The sequence below is a fragment of the Pseudomonas cichorii genome (assembly GCF_018343775.1).
Lineage (GTDB): Bacteria > Pseudomonadota > Gammaproteobacteria > Pseudomonadales > Pseudomonadaceae > Aquipseudomonas > Aquipseudomonas cichorii.
In genome coordinates this window covers 3,277,653-3,295,926 of the sequence record NZ_CP074349.1, presented here as the reverse complement: position 1 = coordinate 3,295,926, position 18,274 = coordinate 3,277,653, and the positions used below count along the sequence as shown (strand labels likewise).

The window sequence follows — 18,274 nt, the reverse complement described above, 5'->3', positions numbered from 1 at the left end:
CCTGCAACCGTCCACGGAAACGCACGAGAGCCGGGGAGGGTGCAGGAATCCTGTGCCTCCGCCGGGTCGGGGTCGGTCAGTCTGTAAATGGGCAGTATTTTTTTATGGGGTGGTCTGGTTTGTCGCGAGCTTCAGTAACCGCGCTGGTGATCCACCAGGTTGTTCAGGGGCAGGCCCTGACGATAGCGCTTGAAGTTCTCGACGAAATCGTTGACGAAGCCTTGAATGCCGTCGGTGGACAGCGCACAGGTATGTGGCGAGATAAATACCCGTGGATCGCTGTACAGCGGGTGGCCTGCCGGCAGTGGCTCGGGTTCGGTTACATCCAGTGTGGCGCGGCCAATCCAGCCGGCTTCGAGTGCTTCGAGCAGGGCCTGCTGATCAAGCAACCCGCCACGGGCAATATTGATCAAATGCAGACCGGGCTTGGAGCTGGCCAGTACTTCACGATTGATCAGGCCGCGGGTCTGCGAGGTCAGGGGAGCAGCCAGCACCAGATGGTCGGATTCGGCAAACAGGTGATGGAGGTTTTCAGCCACTTCGACCTGCGGCAACTCGGTCAGCGGCTGCTCTGGTCGGCCAAGGGCGATCACGCGCATACCCAGCGCCGTGGCCTTGGTCGCCAGGCTGCGGCCGATGCTGCCTAACCCCAGAATACCCAAGGTACGGCCACGTACCGGTTGTAACTGGCTGAAGCTCCAGTCGTCATCCTTGACCCATATGTCCGGCAAGCGTTTGGCTGCGGAAAATACGGCTGCCAGCGCGAACTCGGCGACCTGCTCGGCATTGCTGCCCTTGCCGCTGGTGACCGGTGGCCCCTGGAACAGCCAGTCTGGATAGAAATCGATGCCCGAGGACACCAGTTGCACCCAGCGCAGCGACCAGGGCCAGCCGCGCGGTGGTTCATCCACCCGACGGCCGCGTACGTTGACCGGGCGCAGGATCACCACGTCTGCACGTTCGGCATTGAACTGATCGGGCGTCAGGTCCAGAACCCGGTGCTCAGGCAGTTGCCGACGGATCAATTCGTTGGTCTGGGCATCCAGTTGGCTGGCGATCACGCTAACAGTGGTAGCAGAAGACTGGTTCATCAGGCACTCATCACAGGAAACACGGGAACGCCCGTTTCAGGCGCTGTTATCCCGCCCAGGTTGGGCGATGCTTATGACCGTATTCTTGGTGGTTTGCGCTGTAAAATTCTTTTTTGATATAAGCTAATGGCGATAATTAAAATATTGCGCATATTAGGATATGACTAAAATGCATTTCACTGATTATTAACTTGTCGGTACAGTCATCCTCCAGAACCTGACCACAGGCTACCTCAGCCACGGAGAATGTCCGCGATGCCCCCTTTTGCAAGAATCCTGGCGCTTGGCGCCGCCCTGCTGCTGGCAGGCCCGACCCTCGCCGAACAACGTATCGAACTGCGAATCGGTGATCAGAAGGGCAATATGCGCGCCCAGCTTGAAGCCGCTGATGCTCTGCGTGATCTGCCTTACGACATTCGCTGGGCGGAGTTTCCGGCCGCTGCACCGCTGGCCGAAGCCTTGAATGCCGGGGCCGTTGACGCGGGCATCATCGGTGATGCGCCATTGCTGTTCGCGCTGGCGTCCGGGGCGCAGGTCAAGGCCATTGCCGTGGACAAGTCCGACGCTTACGGCACGGCGGTGCTGGTCGAGCCCAAGTCATCACTGCAAACGGCGGCGGACCTGAAAGGCAAGCGTATTGCCACCGGGCGCGGCTCGATTGGTCACCATATCGCGCTCAAGGCCTTGGCTACTGCCGGTTTGAGCGAGAAGGACGTGGAGTTCCGTTTCCTCGGGCCGGTGGACGCCAAGGTCGCACTGGCCAATGGTTCGGTGGATGCCTGGGCTACATGGGAACCCTACACCGCGCTGGCTGAACTCAGCGGTCAGGGCAGGGTGCTGGTCAATGGTCGCGGGCTGTCCAGCGGCAACAGTTTCCTGGCCGCCACCGACAAGGCACTGGCTGATCCGGCCCGTCGCGAAGCGTTGCAGGATTATCTGGTACGGCTGGCCAATGCGCAGATCTGGGCTTACCAGAACCTCGACAGCTATTCAAAAACCCTGGCGCAGATCATCGGCTTCCCTCAGGAGGCTGCACGCCTGCAATTCGAGCGCCGGAAGCTGCGCTGGCAAGCCGTGGATGCCAAGACCATCACCGAGCAACAGGAAACGGCCGACTTCTACCAGGCCCATGGCCTGATCGCCAAGCCACTGGACGTCAAACCAACCTTCGCTACAGGTTTCGTACTGCCCGCGGCTGATGCTGTGACGCAGAATCCTTGATCTGTTAAACCTCCCGCGTAGGAGCGAATTCATTCGCGAGACGGTATTCCAGACGATACATTTTCTTGGGATGTACCGGCCTCTCGCGAATGAATTCGCTCTTACTGGGGTAGTGGCGCTTGTATTCCCTGCACGATGTAAACGTTGGTTTTGCCTGCCTTGTGGCGGATCGGCCTGATCGCTTCATACGCTGGCGAGCGGTACCACGCTCGGGCCTGTTCGATAGTGTCGAACGCAATGACTACCATTCTTCCCATGGGTTTTTCACCCTCCAGAGCATCGACTTCTCCACCGCGTACGATGAAGCGCCCGCCAAACGGTTTGAAGGTGTCTTCGACCCGGTCGCTATAAGGTTTGATGGCCCCCGGCGTGGTGGGCTCGAACTCGGCGACGTAATACGCCATGGGTTTGGCCGGTGCAGGCGTTTGTGCGAATGCCGCACCCATTGCAAGGCTGGTAACGGCCAGCAGCGTCAGACAGGCAAGTTTCTTCATGTGGTTCTCCAGGTGATAAACCGCTTGATGGTTTATTTCGCGCTCAATTGCACCGGTGTCGTCTCGATCAGCTTGCGCGAGACAATCATTGCCTTGGTTGCTTCTACATAGTGTTTGAAATGCGCAGAAGCGATATGGGACTTGTAGGCTTGCTCGTCGGCATAGATTTCAAAGAAGTGGAGCTTGTGGGGCTGATCCTTCTCGGCCACGGAGTAAATGGCGAGCACGCCTGGTTCGTCCCGTGCGGAAATTTCCATCTCTTCCTTGACTATCTGTGAGTAGCGTTCCAGTTGCTGCGGATCGATCTCAAGCTGTGCGACACGCACCACCACCGAAGGCGGGAACTGTTGTGCATTGGCCCAGCCTGATGCAAGCAGGCAAAGCGTCATGGAGCAGGTGGAAAACAAACGGCGAAGTTTCATGGTCGGTCCTTGATGTCATGGGTGGGGTTCTGGCTTGGGTGATTCAAAGGAGCATCACCTCCGGTAATCGTGTCGCGAGCACGTCGATGAGATGGCGCAGTCGCTTGGGCATCTGCCGCATCTGCGGCCAGACGGCGTGGCAATCCATGGTTGTAGGCGGGTGGTTTTCCAGAAGCTGGACGATTGCGCCCGAGCGCAGACGATCACGTATCAGCCAGGAAGGCAGCCAGCCGACCCCCATTCCGGCTTCGACTGCATCGGCGATTGAAGACAGATCATTCAGCCGGATGCGCGGCGCAAGGGACAGGTTCTTGAGTTGGCCATCCATGTCGAAAACCGGCCAGGTCTGGGTGTAATCGCGCCGGTGATACAGAACCGCTTTGTGATCCATCAACTGCGCGATGGTGCGTGGATGCCCCTTTTCTGCCAGATAAGCCGGCGATGCACACAACAGTTTCTGTTGTACGGCCAGGTGCTGGGCTTGCAGGCCGTTCAACTGTGACAGTGGGCCAAAACGTATTGCCAGGTCGAAACCTTCGGCGATCAGGTCAACCGACTGGTCGGACAGGTGCAGATCAAGTTCCAGTTTTGGATGTTCGCGTGCCTGCTCCATCAGCAGCGGGGTCGCACAGTATTGGCCGAACAGGGCGGGCATGGTCACGCGCATGCGGCCGGCAATCTCGTGCATGCCGGATTCGATCAGAGACTGGGCTGAGCGGACTTCTTCCAGTGCGCGCAGGCAATGTTCGTAATAGAGCTGCCCATCCTCGGTCAGGCTCTGGGTGCGGGTGGTGCGATGGAACAGACGCACACCCAGCCGTTCTTCCACACGGGCAATCGCTTTGCCCACCGCAGAGCGTGTCAGCGCTAACTGCTCCGCAGCACGCGAAAAACCGCCTGCATTGACCACTTCAACGAACAGGGCAATGCCATCCAGAGGATCTCTCATAAATTCTCGGCTCTCAATTGGTGCCTGTGGTTCTACTTAAAGAGGAATAAATATCGGAAATGGTGATTATTACTCTACTATAAACTTCCTTCCCGTGGCTATTGGTGCCTGCACGGAGCCAGTACAGCGACTTGTCATCGTCGTTTTTCTTTCTCTCCATGGCTTAAGAAGGATTCATGAAGCATGTTGATTTCCATCATTTATGACAGTGGCTGGGGCCACACCGCCAGGCAGGCTCAGAGCGTGGCCGAGGGCGTTCGCCAGGTTGACGGTGCCGAGGCTCGGTTGATCGCGCTATCCGAAGGCTCGATAGCCTGGGATGTTCTTGAGGCCAGTGATGCAATCATTTTTGGCTCGCCTACCTACAACGGTGCTCCCAGCGCCCGCTTCAAGCAGTTCTGCGAGGACTCCACCCGGCTTGCCTGGAATGATTTGAAGTGGGGCAACAAGGTTGCCGCCGGCTTTACGAATTCGGGCGCGCAAAACGGCGACAAACTGCATTCTCTGATCTCCATGGCGCTGTTTGCCGCCCAGCACGGGATGTTGTGGGTAGGGCTCGATCTGAAGCCGGGTAACAACATCAGCACAGGCAGCGAGCAAGACCTCAACCGACTGGGTAGCTGGCTGGGCGCGATGGCGCAATCCAACGGCGATCAGGGACCGGATGACGCCCCCATCAACAGTGATCTGCAAACCGCTGCCTACCTGGGCCAGCGCGTGGCCGAAACAGTGCGCCGATTTCAGCCGGTCTGACCCGTCACTTCAATAGGCGAGCTCTCCCATGAAACTACGTTGTCTCGATGTTCCACAGCCCGGTGCCAGCCTGGAAAAGTACCAACCCCACATGCCTGATACGGATCAGCCACATTACGTCACGCCTGCCTGTCAGCGATGCCGAGCGGCGTGATCTGACTCAAGGAGAAAAACATGGTGCAAGAAATCAACAACAAGGTCGTTGTCATCACCGGTGCCAGCAGTGGCCTGGGCGCAGAGACGGCGCGACATCTTGTGCAAGCCGGGGCTAACGTTGTGCTCGGGGCGCGCAGGCTGGATCGCTTGCAGGCGCTTGCCAGGGAATTGGGGCTTGGCGACGAGAGCATCGTGCAGACCGATGTCGTCGATCATGGCCAGGTGCAGGCACTGGTGGCGCGTGCTGTTGAAATACATGGCCGCATCGATGTGCTGATCAACAATGCTGGCGTGATGCCGCTCTCGCCACTGGAAATGCAGCGCGTCGAGGAATGGGATCAGACCATCGACGTGAATATCAAGGGCGTGCTGTATGGCATCTCTGCTGCGTTGCCTTATATGAAAGAACAGAAAAGCGGGCAGATCATCAATGTCTCGTCGGTGGCCGGGCATATCGTGAGCCCAGGGGGCGTTGTGTACAGCGCTAGCAAGTTTGCCGTGCGGGCGATTTCCGAAGGCCTGCGCCAGGAAGTCAAACCATACAACATCCGTTCCACCATCCTTTCCCCTGGCGCGGTAGATACCGAGCTGCCTGCTTCTACCAAGGCCGAGGGCATGGCGCAGGCCATGCACAGTTTCTACGAACACAATGCGATTCCTGCCAGCAGCTTTGCTCGCTGTGTGCTGTTCGCCATCAGCCAGCCTGAAGAAGTCGACATCAACGAAATCGTCTTCCGCCCGACGCGGCAGGCGTTTTGATCGAGGAGGGGATGGGCATGATTGATTCAAGTCAACCCGCCCCACCAGACCGCCCGCCACTTGTGCGCATTGCGCGGATCGAGGTTGATCCCGCAAAGCTTGATGAGTATCGGACAGCCTCCCGAACAATAGTGGAGGCTTCGGGTGAGCTGGAGCCTGGGGTGATTGCTTTCTATGCCCTTGAAGTGCGTGAGGTGCCAGGCCGCTTCTTCGTGGTCGAGGTGTACCGGGATGCCGAAGCTTATTGCGCTCATCTGGATTCTCCTCATTTCAAGGCCTACAAATCCACAGTGGCGCACATGGTCCGGTCTCTTGAACTGATCGATACCGACGTTGTGGCCATTGCTTCATGACAAGGGAGGCATACATAGCATGATGCTGTTTTTGTTCACTAATCCGGCTTCTGCAACCTTCCTGCCGCCCGATGGACAGGGGGCGCAGGCATGACGGTCGATGCACTGTTTCATGCCTTTCTCTATCTGTGCGCGGGCGTGCTGGCTGTACCTGTCGCCAAACGGCTTGGGTTGGGCTCGGTATTGGGGTATCTGATCGCCGGGATCATCATTGGCCCGCTACTGGGGCTGGTGGGTGCCGAGGCGGAGCGCTTGCAGCATTTCGCCGAATTCGGTGTCGTGATGATGCTTTTTCTGGTCGGCCTTGAACTGCAACCGCAGCAGTTGTGGGACATGCGTCATCGGCTGTTAGGGCTTGGTGGCTTGCAGGTACTGTTGACCACTTTGGCGGTCTGGGGCACCGCTGTTGCCATGGGCGTGGAATGGAAAACGGCGCTGGCCATCGGCCTGATTGCGACGGCTTCCTCCACGGCCATTGCGTTGCAGACCCTTGATGAGAAGCGCCTGCTTGACAGCGATGGCGGCCGGGCAAGTTTTTCGGTGTTGCTGTTTCAGGACATCTCCGTGATTCCTATGCTGGCGTTGCTGCCATTGCTGGTCGTTCCCGGTCTTCTCACCGGTAGCGAGGCCGAAGTCGCTCATGGCTCCAGCACGACCTTGCTCACCGGGTTACCGGGCTGGATGATCGGGCTGGTCACGCTCCTGGCTGTTGCTTCGGTGGTGGTCGGAGGGCACTACCTGACGCGACCTTTGTTTCGCTTTATCGCCACGGCGCAAATGCGCGAAATCTTCACGGCCAGTGCGCTGTTGCTCGTGGTAGGCACTGCACTGCTCATGAGCCTGGTCGGTCTGTCGCCTGCGTTGGGGACCTTTCTCGCCGGTGTCGTGCTCGCCAACAGCGAATATCGGCATGAACTGGAAAGCGATATCGGGCCGTTCAAGGGGCTGCTGCTGGGGTTATTTTTTATAACAGTCGGCGCAAGTATCGACTTCGCCTTGCTGTTTGAACATCTTGGGCTGGTTGTCGGTTTGACCTTGCTGTTGATTGTCATCAAAGCACTGGTGCTCTGGGTGATTGGTAGTCTGTTCCGGCTTCGAGGCATGGATCGATGGCTGCTGGCGCTGGGCCTGGCGCAAAGCGGTGAGTTTGCTTTTGTCCTGCTGTCCTTCAGCGTGGGCGGTGGTGTGCTGGCGCAAGACATGGCCGAGCTTCTGCTGTTGGTTGTGGCGCTTTCGATGCTCTGTGCACCGCTGTTATTCGTTTTTCTGGAACGGGTGATCCTGCCGCGTCAGGCAAAAAAACAGGCCCGAGAGGCTGATGCCATCGATGACGAGGGCGCGGTCATCATTGCCGGGTGCGGGCGTTTTGGGCAGATCGTCAATCGCCTTTTGCACGCCAATGGCTATAGCACGGTGGTTCTGGACATCAGCGCCGAGGTGGTTGAAACCCTGGCGCGATTTGACGTCAAGACGCTCTTCGGCGATGCGTCGCGTCCGGATCTTCTGGAAGCGGCGGGCCTGATGAAAGCGCGCCTGCTGGTGGTTGCCATTGACGATCGCGCCCGTGCGTTGACCATTGTCCGCTATGCCAAGCGGGTGCGTCCCGATTTGCATGTGGTGGCTCGGGCTTATGATCGTCTGCATGTCTATGACCTGTTCAAGGCCGGGTGCGACGAGATTATCCGCGAAACCTTCGACAGCGCCGTGCGTGCAGGTCGCAACTCGCTGGAGGCGTTGGGTATGGAGCCCGGCGAGGCGCAAAAGACTGCTGATGCCTTCGTCAAGGGTGATCGTCATGCGCTATGGATGCTTGCTCAACTGTACGACCCGCAGATCCCTCCGGCAGAGAACCCACCGTACGTGGCAATGGTGAAACAGGTTCATCAGGAAGAGGCGGAGCAGATGATGGGCAGGCGCAGGGCTTCAAACGAAGCACCTCTTTAACGCGGGATTCATCAGTCAAGGTCATGGATCACTTGGTGGGAGGCAGCTTGCTGGCGACTTCAGTGTACAGACGCAGAATATCGACCGGTTTCACAGGCCTTTTCGCCAGCAAGCAGCCTCCCTCACGTTTTGTTTGTGCCTTCACTGATCGGCATGAGGATTATGCGGGCCTTTTTCGCGAATGAATTCGCTCCTGCAGGAGCGGACTCATCCGCGAAGAGGCTTTACCGCATCTGCAAGATGATCACATTACTGCTGGCCGGATTCGTCCGTTCGCGAAGATCCTGCACATCCTTCACGCTGACCGGGCCGCCCTTGTTACCCCAGGAAGTGCGGATAAAAGTCAGGACGTCTGCGGTTTCCTGATCCGAGAGCTGATTGCGGAACGGCGGCATGCGATAGGCATCCGGTACGCCATCCGCAACGATACGTCCCGACCCGTTCAGGGTGACGTTGATCGACGATGCATGTTCCTTCGCCAGTGAGGATGAGGCGCCTGCCAGAGGCGGGACCCATTCTCCCTGTCCACGTCCGTCCGGGCCGTGACAGGAGCTGCATTTGGCCATGTAGGTGCTTGCTCCCGGAACCTTCAACTGCTCGCTGACCGTCAGGTTGGCATTGGATTTCGCATCGTATTGCCATGGCTCGCCGTCACGCTTGGGATCCCCCGGCAGCGACTTGAGGTAGTGCGCCACGGCCTTCAGGTCTTCGTCAGTCATGTACTGCGTGGAGTTGTTGAACACGTCGGTCATCGAGCCGAAAACAACGGCATGCTGATTGCGACCTGTCTTGAGGAAGCGTGCGATGTCTTCCTCGCTCCAGCGGCCAAGCCCGGTGTTTGGGTCGTTGCGCAGGCTGGGCGCATACCAGCCATCCAGAAGTGCGCCGGAAACGAACGCCGGGCTGCGTTCGTCCAGTGCTTTCTCGTTCATGGCAAGGCCACGCGGTGTGTGACAACTGCCGCAATGCCCAGGGCCTTGAACAATGTAGGCACCGCGAAGCCACAGCGGGTCTTTTGCGGTTTCAGCCTTTATATAGCTTCCAGAGTCGGTGAAGACCGTGTTCCACAACGCCAGGGGCCAGCGCATGCTCAGTGGCCACGGGATTTCGCTCGGCTGGTTTTCCTGTTTGACGGGTTTTACGCCCTGCATGAAGTAGGCATAGAGCGCGCGTATATCGTCCTGGCTGAGCTTTTCATAGGACGGATAAGGCATCGCCGGGTAAAGCCGATGGCCGTCACGGGCCACGCCCAGGCGCAATGCCCGGTCGAATTCTGCCAGGTTGTAGTTGCCGATCCCGGTTTCCTTGTCGGGCGTGATGTTGGTGGCAAAGATCGATCCCAATGGGGTGGCCATCTCCAGACCGCCAGCGAAGGGCGCACTGTTGGGGGTGCTGTGGCAGGCCACGCAGTCGCTGAGCCGGGCAACGTATTCGCCACGCTGGATCAGCTCCGCTGGCGCAGTCTGAGGGCTGGCCACGCCATCGAAGGGCGAGGCGGGTGTGCGTGTCACGAACCAGGCTACGCCGGCTGCCGCCACGACACTCACCGGCACCAGGATGGCAGCAACTTTCTTGAGTCTGCTTGTTGTCATCTGTGATCCCTAGGCGTCAGGCTTGTTGGTCTTTGAAGGTGTACCGAGACAGCGGCATGCTGCGAATCCGCTGGCCAGTCAGCCTGGCGACCGCATTGGCCACGGCTGGCGGAACGGCGGGCAACGGCGGTTCGCCGATGCCGCCCATTTTCGCGCCGCTTTCGATGATCTTTACATGCACACGGGGCATGCGATCAGGTGGCAGGATCGGATACATGTCGTAGTTGCGGGCGGCGGGGATGCCGTTCTCGTACACCGCTTCTTCAAGCAAGACCTGTGAAAGCCCAAGCGCGACGGCACCGTTGACCTGGGCTTCGATGATGCCAGGGTTGACGATGCTGCCTGGATCGATGGCCTGCCAGATGTCGTGCACCTTGACCTGGCCATTCTTGATCGAAACCTCCGCGATGACCGCCGCTTCAGTGCCGAAAGGCGACGCCATGGCAACGCCACGGGCACGGAGGGTTCCATCTTCAGCCTTGAACGGGCCGCGCTTCCAGCCACCGGCCAGATCGCCGACGGCGTGCAGCAGGTGGGTCAACCGCTCGTTGCCTTTGAGCAAGTGCAGGCGCAGCTCGTAAGGGTCCTGACCGCCTTTGTCTGCCAACTCGTCGAGGAAGGTTTCATACAGGAAATCGTTCATCGAGTTGCCGACCGAGCGCCAGTAACCCAGCATGACCGGGCTCTTTACATACAACTGGGCAATCCTGCGATTGGGGATCGAATAAACCTTGCCGGCCAGCCCTTCAAGGGCCGTGGGGTCAATTTTCTCTCCCTGTTTGTTGCTGATGGCTTCGGTTGGACCTTCGGTGGCGCTTACGGCTTCCAGCGCGACAGGCATGCCTTTGGCATCGAGTCCGCCACGGAAGCGCACGACGGCCATGGGGCGCAGCACATCGCGCAGGAACTCTTCTTCGCGACTCCAGATCAGTTTGATCGGACGCCCGACTTCCTTGGCCAACTGGATGGCTTGGGGGTAGGGCGAGGCACTGTTGTAGAGGAAGTGCCTGCCGAAGAAGCCGCCCAGTACCGGCGAATGAAGTTTGATCTGCGACGGCTCAAGGCCTGTTCTCTTGGCCACGTCGGCCAGAAACAGGTCCGGCGCCTGGTTGGGCAGCCACAGATCCAGCGTGCCGTCCGGGTTGAAACGCGCCAGTGCAGAAGGCGGTTCCAGCTGTGCATGATGGACAAACTGGCTGTAATAAGTAGCGCTGACAACGGTATGAGCGCTGTCCAGCGCCTTGCCAGCTTCGCCGACCACTTCGTCGTCCTTGCCTGCGCCCGGCTCGTTGGCCAGTCGTTCGCTGAAAGCCGCGGTGGAGAAGTCCGCCGGCATGTAGCGCAGGTCCGAGTCGGGGCCTGGCTCTTTCCAGTCGACCTGTACGGCTTCTACTGCACGTTTGGCCGTCCACCAGCGCTCCGCCACGACAGCCACGGCACCCGGCAGACGATGCACGGAGTGAACGCCTTTCATGGCCTTGATCTGGTCTTCGTTGCGGATGGAACCGACCGTCAGGCCGAGTCGCGGAGCGTGTTGTACGGCCGCGTGGAGCATGTCATCGACACTGCAATCGATGGTGTAGAGGGTCTTGCCTGTAGACTTTTCGTGGCCGTCCAGGCGTTTTACCGACTTGCCGATCCAGCGGAACTGGCTTGGGTCCTTGAGCTTGACGCTGTCCGGATCGGGTACTGGCAGGTCCATGGCGCGCGAGGCCAGTTCGCCGTAACTCAGCGTCCTGCCCGAGGCCGCATGAACGACCTGGCCAGGCTGGGTGGTCAGTTCGCTGACCGGCACGCCGAGCCGTTCCGAGCCCGCCTGCAACAACATCGCCCGCGTCAAGGCGCCGAGCCGACGCATGGTGGGGTAGCTCATGCGCACCGACATGCTGCCGCCGGTGATCCGCATGCCGTTGCTCAGGACCACATACTCGCTGCCGGGAGAGGCGTTTTCCACGATAAAGGTGGACGGATCTGCGTCCAGTTCTTCACCGACAATCTGCGCCATGGCGGTAAAAATGCCCTGGCCGCCTTCGATGAAAGGACTCTGCAACCGGATCGTGTTGTCCGGGCGAATTTCGAGAAAGGCGGGGACTCGCGTGCCCGGAACCTCTGCGGCCACTCGGGCCTGGGCGCGGGCCTGGCCCATCGGCAGGCCGAAGCCGAGAACCAGGGCGCCTGCCATGGTGCCGGCCGATGCAACCAGGAAGCGACGCCGAGAAATATTGATCGCTTCCCCTGTCGGAAACGCCTCGCTTGTGTCGGGACTGTCCGCCAACTTTGTCATTATGATTTCCTCTGGATTCCATCCCTTTCAAGACGCATCCACACTCAGGTTCTGGATCACGATGGGTGAAGCTCAATGCCGAGGTCTGTGCCTCGTGCAGTCCTCAGGACTTGCCGGGAGTCGCTGCCGGTTCAAACAGCGCGACCTTTTCTCCAGCCACTTCATGCACTGCTGCATTGATGAAGTTGTAGGTGCCACAACGGCACAGGTTGACCATCGCAGCGCCGATTTCTGCATCCGAAGGGTGGGCGACCTGCTTGAGCAATGAGGTCGCAGCCATGACCTGGCCGGACTGGCAGTAGCCACATTGCGGGACCTGATGCTTGACCCAGGCGGCGACTACTCGCTTGCCCACGTCATCTTCTTCGATGGCTTCGATCGTGGTGATCTTGCGCCCGATCACGCCCTGGACCGGCACGACGCACGAACGCGCAGCCACGCCATCGATCAGCACGGAACAGGCCCCGCATTGAGCGAGGCCACAGCCGTACTTGGTTCCGGTCAACCCGAGCTCATCGCGAATGACCCACAGCAACGGGGTATCGCCTTCGGACTGGACCTGATAGGTCTTATCGTTAATCTGCAGTTCCATGATTATCCAGCCATCTCGTGGGGGAATGCCCTTGGGTGCTATTTGCGGGCCAGGTAGCAAGCGTTTCGCTTGCGTAACACTGCTGAAACGTTAGCACGCTCTTGAACACCCTCAAGTGCGTGTGGTTTCTAGGCTATATGAGCTGGATTGATTAATAGCCCTCGATTGCGCCCACGCCGAGGCCATGTACAGGTCCCGGCATGTTGCCTTGATACCCTGAATCAGGCGTTGGCCAGCGTGGTGTTATCGATCACGAAGCGGTATTTGACGTCGCCCTTGAGCATGCGCTCATAGGCTTCGTTGATCTGGTCGGCACGTATCAGCTCGATGTCCGAGACGATGTTGTGCCGGGCGCAGAAGTCCAGCATTTCCTGGGTTTCAGGGATACCGCCGATCATGGAACCGGTGATCGAACGCCGCTTGAAGATCAGGTTGAATACCTCGGGGGACGGGTGTGGCGAGGCGGGCGCGCCGACCAGCGTCAGGGTGCCGTCACGCTTCAACAGCGCCAGGAAGTCATCAAGGCTGTGGGGTGCCGCCACGGTGTTGATGATCAGGTCGAAGCTCTTGGCATGGGAGGCCATTTCTTCGGCGTTGCGCGAGATCACGACTTCATCGGCGCCCAGCTCTTTCGCCGCTTCACGCTTGGATTCGGAGGTGGTGAAAGCCACCACATGTGCGCCCATGGCATGGGCCAGCTTGATGCCCATATGGCCAAGGCCTCCGATACCGACAATCCCGACTTTCTTGCCGGGACCAGCCTGCCAGTGGCGCAGCGGCGAATAGGTGGTGATTCCCGCACACAGCAGCGGTGCAACGGCAGCGAGTTGTTCGGCCGGGTGACGGATACGCAACAGATAGCGCTCGTGAACCACGATCTGCTCCGAGTAACCCCCAAGTGTCCAGCCGGGAGCGTCTGGAGTCGGGAAGTTATAAGTGCCGATCATGCCGTCGCAATAGTTCTCGAGGCCCGAATCGCATTCTTCGCAGTGTTTGCAGCTGTCGACGATGCAACCGATACCGACCAGGTCACCCTGCTGGAAGCCTTTTACGTGCTCGCCGATTGCGGACACACGCCCGACAATCTCGTGGCCCGGTACGCAGGGAAATTGAGTCCCGGCCCATTCGCCCCGCACCTGATGCAGGTCGGAATGGCAAATGCCGCAATAAGCGATATCGACCTGTACATCGTGGGGGCCTGGAGCGCGGCGGGTGATTTCCAGCGATTCGAGAGGCTTGTCGCCAGCGTAGGCACCGTAGGCTTTAACGGTCATGAGTTCTCCTTTTCATGAATACATGAGCCCTTTGAGGGCTGAGGAGAATCAGTCTAGAGGCGCAGAATCCATCGATATATTGCGTAAATCCGCATGCCGACATGAACCAGATTGGATAATGCCACGTACTTGGAAATATGGCTTATGGCCCTATATTCAGGATTACCAAAAGCAGATGCTTTATCCCGAACAGCAAAGGAGCTTTATGCAGGCCGAGGAACTGAAGAAATTTCTTGAAGCGCAAACCACGTTTTCATTTGGTGATGCAGCGACTCCTTACACGGCCAGTGATTTCTGGAGCTGGGCATTTTCCAATATGAATGTGCCGGTCTTGCGTGGCGTGTTGATCGAGTATCTGGTTGCCAAGAGCCTGATCGCGAAGTGTGGCGACATTGTCGGGGATACGGTAAGAACCCTGACGACTGATAACCCCAAAGACGGCGACCTGACTCGAAGCATTGAAAAGCACTATCAAGTACAGCCCCATGGTGATGTGTTTGACCTGCAATTGACTTGGGGCGTGACCCTGGAGATCAAGAGTACGGCGTCTCCCCAGAACTGGAGCCTCAAAAAGACTTGCCGATGGAACATCATGGAAGACAAGAACCTCTCCGAGCGGGTTTTCCCCGCACAGTTCTACATCCTGGCGCATATCAACTCCGACTCAAGTTTCAATGAAAACGACCTTGATCTGGGAGCGGTGACTTTTCATGTGCGTACAGGACGTGAGCTGGATGCCTTGACCGGGGCTAAGCAGTCAATTGGCTTCAACAGATTTGTAGGTGATGAAAGCAAACGTCCCGGCTGTCGGTTTGAGGAACTGCCAGGCGTCCTGTTGAAGTTGCAGACCGAGCGTTTGAGACTCGTGCGAGAGAACATGCTTGCGGACTGGAAGCAGGATCCGGCACCTGGTGAGCGAGAGGAAAACCTTTTGCCTCTCGCCATTGAGCAGGGTGAAGCGGTGCATCTCTTCTGGTGTAAGCAAGTGGAGCTTGATAAAGGGATGTGGCGATGCGTCCCCAGAGGGCTTATCACATCACCTTGGCGACCAGGCTTCACCCCTGATTGGCGCGACTGGGAGGCAGCAGGTTTTTCGTATGTGCCAGAGGTGAAAGCCAAGGACAGCGCTGAGGCTGTCCTGGCCAATCAGGACGATTGACGTTGGGCGTACGTTTACCTGACGTTAATGACCACCTTGCCTTTTGAGCGCCCCTGTTCCACATAACTCAGAGCCTCTGCTGTCGACTCTAACGGGAAGGACCGATCTATCACCGGCTTGATTGCACCGGATTCGATCAGTGTGCTGATTTCACGCAGTTGGGCACCATTTGCCTGCATGAAAACGAATGCATAGCTGACGTCGAATTCGCGTGCTTTCTTTCTGATGCCATAGCTCAGAACCCGCATGATCTGCTTTAGTCCCCAGGACAATTTCTGCTCGTCAGCGAACAAGGGCGTCGGTGGCCCGGAGATGGAAATGAGCTGGCCACCAGGCTTCAGAACCTTGAGCGATCTTTCCAGAACATCGGGGCCCAGGCTATTGAGTACGACGTCATAGTCGTGCAGTTCGCTCTCGAAGCTTTGCTGCGTGTAATCGATGACAACGTCCGCGCCCAGCGCTTTCACCCACTGGACATTGCTCGTACTGGTCGTTGTGGCAACAAAGGCTCCAAGGTGTTTGGCAAGCTGAATGGCGATGGTTCCAACGCCGCCTGAACCGGCATGTATAAGTACCTTCTGCCCTTTCTTTACTCTGGCTGTCTCGACCAGTACCTGCCAGGCCGTCAGAGCGACCAAAGGGACAGAGGCTGCTTCCTCCATGCTTATGTTCTTGGGTTTCAGGGCCAGTGAATCTTCCTTGACGCAGATAAGCTCGGCGAAGGTGCCGATGCGCTCCTGGGGAGGGCGCGCATAAACCTCATCACCTGGCTTGAAGTGCCGCACACCCGCCCCCGTACGAACCACAACGCCAGCCAGGTCGTTGCCCAGCACCAGTGGAAAGGAATACGGCAGGATCAGCTTGAACTCACCTTTCCTGATCTTGGAATCCAGAAGATTGACGCTTGTGGCATGCACTTGAACCAGTACGTCGTTGGGCCCCACTTGCGGGTCGGGTAACTCGGCAAAACGTCCGCTGTTTTTGCCGTAGCGCTCAATGAAAAATGCCTTCATGTTGATTTGGCTCTGTGAATTGGAAATCGGGCGATCCGGAAGGCCGCTTTTCTCGTCAGGCTGACTGGGTGTGAATGCCTGATTATGATGATGGTCATAATCTTTTTGGTCAAATTATTTGATTATGATCGACATCAAAATGTTTTGCGATTGGGCGCTGAGTCCGCAGAGGGGGTGAGAGCAGGAGTGGCCGTCCAATTCCAAGGCTTACGACAAAATGCCATCATTCGCTTGGAAAATATCTACACTGCCAATCAGGGGGCTGCCCAATCGAGGATTCGGGCGATGCGCTCACTGATTGCGGTTCCTTGAGACAGCCACGAAGGATCGAGAAAATGACAGTGAAGTCTGTGTTGGCAGCATTAAGCATTGGGGTTGGAAGTCTGACATCGGCAGTGGTACTGGCAGATGAGTACAGTCTGGATCAAAACTGGAGTGCGAAAGATCTCGCAGTCTGGCAGGACACTTCTCAAGGATCGCGTCTGGTTCCTCTGAGCTGGATGATGGCCTTGGAAATAAAAGGCTCGAAAGTGCCTTTCATGTCTGATGCGAATATTGAAAAGTATGGTTATACACCGCGTACTCTGGAGTTCGACTACAAGAGTTATCGGTTGCCCTTGGGGTTTGTGGTCGATCAAGGCAGTGACAAGTCCCTGACGTTTTCTCGCCTGCGCTGGAAGAGCAACCAGTCTGACAAGGAACCTTGGGTGGGAATGAACTGCGCGGCCTGTCACACGGCCAATGTTTCCTACGGTGGCCATACCTGGGAAGTTCAGGGCGGCCCCACCAATGCCGATTTCCAGAAGTTTGTTGATGCCTTCCGCGATGCGCTGATCGACACCCAGAGTGATGATGAAAAATTTGATCGCTTTGCGGCAAAGGTCCTTGCAGGTGACGACACCGAAGGTAATCGTCAGCTTCTGTCCAGTTCACTGAATGAGTTGAATCTTTTCCTTGAGAAAAGCGCATCGCTCTATAAGACGGATCTGGTGTATGGCCCCGGCCGAGTTGATGCTGTGGGGCATATCCTCAACCGTGTGGCGCAGCTCAATGGTGCGCCACACCCAACGCCCAATCCCTCGGATGCTCCCGTCAGCTATCCGTTCCTGTGGAACACTTCCCAGCACGATAAAGTGCAATGGAACGGTGTTGCTCCAAACAAGCGACTGGGTCCGGATGGCCTGGATGTTGGCGCTCTTGCGCGCAACGCCTCGGAAGTCGTGGGGGTCTTCGGTGATGTGGCCTTTCGCTCAAATTCGCTTTTCAAGGGCTTTGTTTCAAGCGTGCGCATCGATAACCTTGATCAGCTCGAGCGCACGTTGCAGCGCCTGAAACCACCGAAATGGCCTGAAAAACTCGGAGCTATCGATCCTGTGAAGGTGGAGCAGGGCGCCAGACTGTTCGACAACAATTGTTCAAGCTGCCATTTACCGTTGTCACGCGATGATCTGAAAAGCAAGATCGTCGCTCAGATGACGCCTATCAGTACGAGGCCCGAAAGCCTTCAAAGCATCAATACGGACCCTTGGATGGCCTGTAATGCGGTCCAGTTCATCAGTGATCCTGGCAAGCTCAAGGGCGCGCTTCTCAACACATTCGACGGTGTTGTCACCGATCAGACGACGTTGGTTACACAGTTGGGCGTAACGGCACGAGAAATATTGCTGAACCAGAAGAAAGACCTTCTTGAGCTGGCGTTCAAGGATTACCTGGATGTCAAGCCGTCACCGCCACGAGTCGTACACAAGAGCGCTTTCTCCTTGCTGAGCTTTGCCTCGTCCGAAAAGAACAAGCGACTCCAGGCCTGCTATGCACTGAATATTCAGGAGTATCCGACTCTTGCCTACAAGGCGCGCCCATTGACGGGCATCTGGGCAACAGCGCCTTACCTGCACAACGGCTCGGTACGCACGCTATATGATCTGCTGCTTCCCCCTGATGCACGTCCTTCGAGTTTCAAGACGGGCTCGATTGTGTTCGATCCGAAGGCTGTCGGTTTTATCGATGCCAATGGGCCTGGTGCCCCCTTCACTTTCGATACGTCCTTACCGGGGAACTCGAAGGCAGGTCATGACTATGGTGCATCATCGTTCAACGATGACGAGCGCTATGCGTTGATCGAGTACATGAAAACCCTTTAGATCAAGTGAGAGGGCGGTACATCCAAAAAATGTATCGCCTTCAATGCCGTCGTCGCGAGCAAGCTCCCTCCCACGCC

The 18,274-nt window shown here is 57.6% G+C and carries 16 protein-coding genes; 7 read left to right on the top strand and 9 right to left on the bottom strand.

Annotated elements, in window-relative coordinates:
* Positions 1–131: 131 nt before the first annotated feature.
* Positions 132–1,091, bottom strand: coding sequence for a D-isomer specific 2-hydroxyacid dehydrogenase family protein (locus KGD89_RS13755; RefSeq protein ID WP_025260355.1), 960 nt, complete (start codon positions 1,089–1,091; stop codon positions 132–134).
* A gap of 255 nt (positions 1,092–1,346) precedes the next feature.
* Here KGD89_RS13755 and KGD89_RS13750 point away from each other — a divergent pair, with 255 nt between their 5' ends.
* On the top strand, positions 1,347–2,312 hold the full coding sequence (locus tag KGD89_RS13750) for an ABC transporter substrate-binding protein (protein WP_025260354.1): 966 nt from the start codon (positions 1,347–1,349) through the stop codon (positions 2,310–2,312).
* Between the two features lie 101 nt (positions 2,313–2,413).
* On the opposite strand, the gene KGD89_RS13745 is transcribed toward KGD89_RS13750, so the two are convergent.
* From KGD89_RS13745 to KGD89_RS13735, 3 genes are read right to left on the bottom strand one after another with little or no spacing between them, the layout of a single operon-like run.
* Complete coding sequence (locus KGD89_RS13745) at positions 2,414–2,806, bottom strand: DUF1330 domain-containing protein (protein ID WP_025260353.1); 393 nt, start codon at positions 2,804–2,806, stop codon at positions 2,414–2,416.
* Positions 2,807–2,838: 32 nt separating this feature from the next.
* A complete protein-coding gene (locus KGD89_RS13740; RefSeq protein WP_025260352.1) occupies positions 2,839–3,228 on the bottom strand; it encodes a putative quinol monooxygenase in 390 nt (129 codons plus the stop codon).
* A 43-nt stretch (positions 3,229–3,271) separates the two neighbouring features.
* Complete coding sequence (locus KGD89_RS13735; RefSeq protein WP_025260351.1) at positions 3,272–4,177, bottom strand: LysR family transcriptional regulator; 906 nt, start codon at positions 4,175–4,177, stop codon at positions 3,272–3,274.
* A gap of 183 nt (positions 4,178–4,360) precedes the next feature.
* Here KGD89_RS13735 and KGD89_RS13730 point away from each other — a divergent pair, with 183 nt between their 5' ends.
* The 4 genes from KGD89_RS13730 to KGD89_RS13715 all read left to right on the top strand — a co-directional run bounded on the left by KGD89_RS13730 (position 4,361) and on the right by KGD89_RS13715 (position 8,142).
* Entirely contained in the window at positions 4,361–4,930 is a 570-nt protein-coding gene (locus KGD89_RS13730; protein ID WP_025260350.1) for a flavodoxin family protein, read from the top strand.
* Positions 4,931–5,104: 174 nt separating this feature from the next.
* Positions 5,105–5,845: an SDR family oxidoreductase gene (locus KGD89_RS13725; protein WP_025260349.1), complete on the top strand. Its 741-nt coding sequence runs from the start codon at positions 5,105–5,107 to the stop codon at positions 5,843–5,845.
* Between the two features lie 17 nt (positions 5,846–5,862).
* Complete coding sequence (locus KGD89_RS13720) at positions 5,863–6,198, top strand: putative quinol monooxygenase (RefSeq protein ID WP_038400447.1); 336 nt, start codon at positions 5,863–5,865, stop codon at positions 6,196–6,198.
* A 90-nt stretch (positions 6,199–6,288) separates the two neighbouring features.
* Positions 6,289–8,142, top strand: coding sequence for a monovalent cation:proton antiporter-2 (CPA2) family protein (locus KGD89_RS13715; protein WP_025260347.1), 1,854 nt, complete (start codon positions 6,289–6,291; stop codon positions 8,140–8,142).
* A 224-nt stretch (positions 8,143–8,366) separates the two neighbouring features.
* Here KGD89_RS13715 and KGD89_RS13710 read toward each other — a convergent pair whose 3' ends face one another.
* The 4 genes from KGD89_RS13710 to KGD89_RS13695 all read right to left on the bottom strand — a co-directional run bounded on the left by KGD89_RS13710 (position 8,367) and on the right by KGD89_RS13695 (position 13,884).
* The gene (locus KGD89_RS13710; RefSeq protein WP_025260346.1) at positions 8,367–9,734 is read right to left on the bottom strand and encodes a c-type cytochrome; all 1,368 of its coding nucleotides are present in this window, start codon (positions 9,732–9,734) and stop codon (positions 8,367–8,369) included.
* Between the two features lie 16 nt (positions 9,735–9,750).
* Positions 9,751–12,018, bottom strand: a complete 2,268-nt coding sequence (locus tag KGD89_RS13705; protein WP_025260345.1) for a xanthine dehydrogenase family protein molybdopterin-binding subunit — start codon at positions 12,016–12,018, stop codon at positions 9,751–9,753.
* Between the two features lie 103 nt (positions 12,019–12,121).
* On the bottom strand, positions 12,122–12,610 hold the full coding sequence (locus tag KGD89_RS13700) for a (2Fe-2S)-binding protein (RefSeq protein WP_025260344.1): 489 nt from the start codon (positions 12,608–12,610) through the stop codon (positions 12,122–12,124).
* Between the two features lie 221 nt (positions 12,611–12,831).
* The gene (locus tag KGD89_RS13695; RefSeq protein ID WP_025260343.1) at positions 12,832–13,884 is read right to left on the bottom strand and encodes an NAD(P)-dependent alcohol dehydrogenase; all 1,053 of its coding nucleotides are present in this window, start codon (positions 13,882–13,884) and stop codon (positions 12,832–12,834) included.
* Between the two features lie 118 nt (positions 13,885–14,002).
* Between KGD89_RS13695 and KGD89_RS13690 the strand changes: the two genes are divergently transcribed.
* A complete protein-coding gene (locus KGD89_RS13690) occupies positions 14,003–15,043 on the top strand; it encodes a hypothetical protein (protein WP_025260342.1) in 1,041 nt (346 codons plus the stop codon).
* 14 nt (positions 15,044–15,057) lie between these two features.
* On the opposite strand, the gene KGD89_RS13685 is transcribed toward KGD89_RS13690, so the two are convergent.
* Entirely contained in the window at positions 15,058–16,056 is a 999-nt protein-coding gene (locus KGD89_RS13685) for an NADP-dependent oxidoreductase (RefSeq protein ID WP_025260341.1), read from the bottom strand.
* Between the two features lie 335 nt (positions 16,057–16,391).
* On the opposite strand from KGD89_RS13685, the gene KGD89_RS13680 reads away from it, so the two are divergent.
* Entirely contained in the window at positions 16,392–18,197 is a 1,806-nt protein-coding gene (locus tag KGD89_RS13680; RefSeq protein WP_038399883.1) for a di-heme-cytochrome C peroxidase, read from the top strand.
* Positions 18,198–18,274: the final 77 nt, after the last annotated feature.